The sequence below is a fragment of the Rhodopseudomonas sp. AAP120 genome (genome assembly GCF_001295845.1).
Taxonomy (GTDB): Bacteria; Pseudomonadota; Alphaproteobacteria; order Rhizobiales; family Xanthobacteraceae; genus Rhodopseudomonas.
Window position 1 is genome coordinate 1 of the sequence record NZ_LJIC01000113.1, and the last position, 2,958, is coordinate 2,958.

Annotated in this window: 1 protein-coding gene; it reads right to left on the reverse strand. The window is 52.5% G+C overall.

The window, feature by feature from the left end; all coding sequences use genetic code 11:
- Window positions 1–144: 144 nt before the first annotated feature.
- Window positions 145–2,766, reverse strand: coding sequence for an HD domain-containing protein (locus IP86_RS28210; RefSeq protein ID WP_082364070.1), 2,622 nt, complete (start codon window positions 2,764–2,766; stop codon window positions 145–147).
- Window positions 2,767–2,958 lie beyond the last annotated feature (192 nt).

The window sequence follows — 2,958 nt, forward strand, 5'->3', positions numbered from 1 at the left end:
GCCCCGCCATGCCCCCGGGCGGCGGCATGGGCGGCATGGACTTCTAAGCGAAGTCAAGAGTCGCAGAGAAAATGAAGCCCGGCGGAAACGCCGGGCTTTTTTGTTGCTCGATGGGAACAGCTACGCTCAAGATGGACGCGTAGTCTACTCGAGCAACTTCCGCTTCAGATCATCGATCGTCATTCCTTTCCAGCAATGAATCCCGTAACCCGCGATTTTTTCTCCCGAAGCTGCTCGAGCAACATCTATTCTCCTTGAAACTCTCTTCCCATCAATTTCAGCACTCTTCAGAGCATCAAGCAGGGCCCCCTCAAGCCCCCAGCATTCGCCAAGAATATCGATTAAGTCTCGTTGATCATCCCACATTTCCCCGCCAAGAAAATCGTCAAACGAGTCGCGCAGCCCCCTCGCTCGACTCGAGAACACAACTGACGATCCAGGGTCGACGCCTACGACATTCTCTTCCACTTTCGCAGTCGGGTTTATCCTTTCGATGTCCCCAACGTCGAACCGCGACGTGATCTTAATATCTCCCAAGCGAACAGCCATTTCTCTAAATTCGCTTGAGGACAGAAATCCATCTCTTGTTAGGACGAACTTCAGATCTCGCGCATCACCACAAAGCCGACGGATAATCGCCGCACAAGCCGCCTCTTCTGACTGCGGAAGGCCCATTGTCGCAATCAAGTCCGCCTGCTCACGCAACCACCGATGGAACTCCTCTTTAGACGGCTTCGGCCAGGCTAGATGCCGATCAGCAGTCCTAATATCACTCTCGACGACCCCCTGAATCCCATGCATCGTTGATACAAATACGCCTCGTGAAACGACCATGCCGAGAAGTGTAAGGTTTCTCCAACGAGGATCGTCAAAGAGCGAATATGGATTGGGAGTCACGAACATTCGGCCGGCAACACATCCCGAAGGATCATATATTGGCCGCATGTTTTTTATGTACGTCAGAAAGAAATCCGGAAAGTCTTGCAATCCGGTTGTCCGTTTCAGTAGCACTTCTGGTTCCACACAGCGCCAGTCGATTGGCTCGATGTCGTGGGTCTTTCCATCGGCTGACGCACGGATTTTGATATCAGAAAGCGGAAATTGCCTCTCGCAGATTGGTATTATCGATGCATTCTCCCCCTCGAAGAGGGGGGCAGCCGGATTAGATTCGTCTTTCTTCCAAACCTTTATCGACGTGCCACCCCTTGCTAGCCATTCTGACTGCCTTGCTTGCCTAAGAATGGGCCGTCGACCGACTCCTCCGGAGAACGATAGAACTAAGGTTTCTTGAAATCCCCTATCAAAGCGGCGCGTGATAATTTGGACTTTTTCTCCAAGCATAAAAACCGAAAAGAACCCAATGCCGAATTTGCCGATCATATTGAGCTTCTGCGGATCGACTCCCGGGTAGTCAGAAAAGATTGGGTCGCTTGACCACCCGCTGTTCCCGAAGTCGAGAAAGGCCCCTCCTAGCACTTCGCGCGTCATCCCGACGCCATTATCGATCACCTGCAAATAAGTCCCTTCGTCATCTACACCAACGAATGTTTCAATCAATCCATCGCTCAGTCCGAACTCTGGCAATACGCCCGCTTTGAGGCGAATTGCGTCAGCCGCATTCTGGAGCAGCTCTCTAAGGGGAACGAAAGCACTGTCTCCATACAGAGCTTCGCCACCAAGGGTGCGGATCAGACTCGGGATGTCTGAAACTTTGATAGTTGTGTCGATTGGTATCCAGCCACGAACCCTTATCGACAGGACCATCGTGGCTGTTGATTCGACATTTGCAACGCGACGAGCGGCGAGCCTGACTTTCGTTCCCCTCAGATCTGCCAATAGCACATCCGTAGACCGAAGCTCGCGGTCAATCATGCGTAAAGTGTCGCTCGCCAGCCACCATGCATCTGCATCTGACGATTCGAAATCGGACGTTGAGCTATAGTAGAGGGCATCGTCGCGACGTTCTGGCTGTGTGATCCGATTTTGAAAGAGCCAGTGCAGACTTGAAAGAGTGCTAAGAGATGAACCACGCAAAGCCCACACAAAGCCGGGAGCGCGACGCTCGTCGATGTGGGCAGCGTCTGCAACCCTCAAAATGGCGGCGATCTTAAGAAGATCTGCTCTCCACTCGGTTGGAAACGGAGGTGGCGCGGGTAGTATACGGTCCAACTCTGAAGCCAAACGGTCATGACTCCACCAGTGACTCGCCGCGACATTACCGATAGCGTTTGAGAATTTTTGCCGAAGATCGGTATTCTCTATCAAGTAGTATCTTCCACCAGATGGGGAGGCCCACTCAATATTAGGGAGATCTCTTGCTCTATTGGCATGCTCCACTCTTATTAGATCGATGACAGCTGATGAAATTTCTGCTTCGGTTGGGTTATCAACATTCGTCGCAACGCTTCGGAGCGTACTAAGCCAGAGCCGATGCCGTGTCAGCTCACTTAGCCCTCCCGGATAGGCCGCCAAGCACATACCCGCATCATGCAAAAGAAAGGACGCTCCAAGAATGAAACCCTCGGTAGGGGTCAAATCGAAGTCAGGCCCAACGATCTCGCTTCCAATTCCCCAAAGCGCATCCAAGTGCGTGATATCATGTATTGTATACTGACGGAGGTCGGCTCCAATATTTGCGACCAACGTCTCAGCTTGGCTTCGAAGCGCAAGATAGGCGTTCTTAAGATGGTCTCGTTGCTCCTTATGCGAATCAGAACCAACATCGCCAAAAGCACGCTTCCATAAAGTACTATGCATATACGTCATTTGGCCCCTTCAATTTCAGTCTGTGAACCGCCGTCTTTTCTCTCTTATTATGATCAACACTTCAACCGATACGCTCGCCGTGGTGCAGACCGGCAAGCCGCTGCTGATCGTCGCCGAGGACGTCGAAGGCGAAGCCCTCGCCACCCTCGTCGTCAACCGCCTGCGCGGCGGCCTCAAGGTCGCGGCCGTCAA

Excerpts from the sequence above, each read along its gene's own strand:
- IP86_RS28210 (WP_082364070.1), bottom strand. The coding sequence starts at position 2,766 with ATGACGTATATGCATAGTACTTTATGGAAGCGTGCTTTTGGCGATGTT.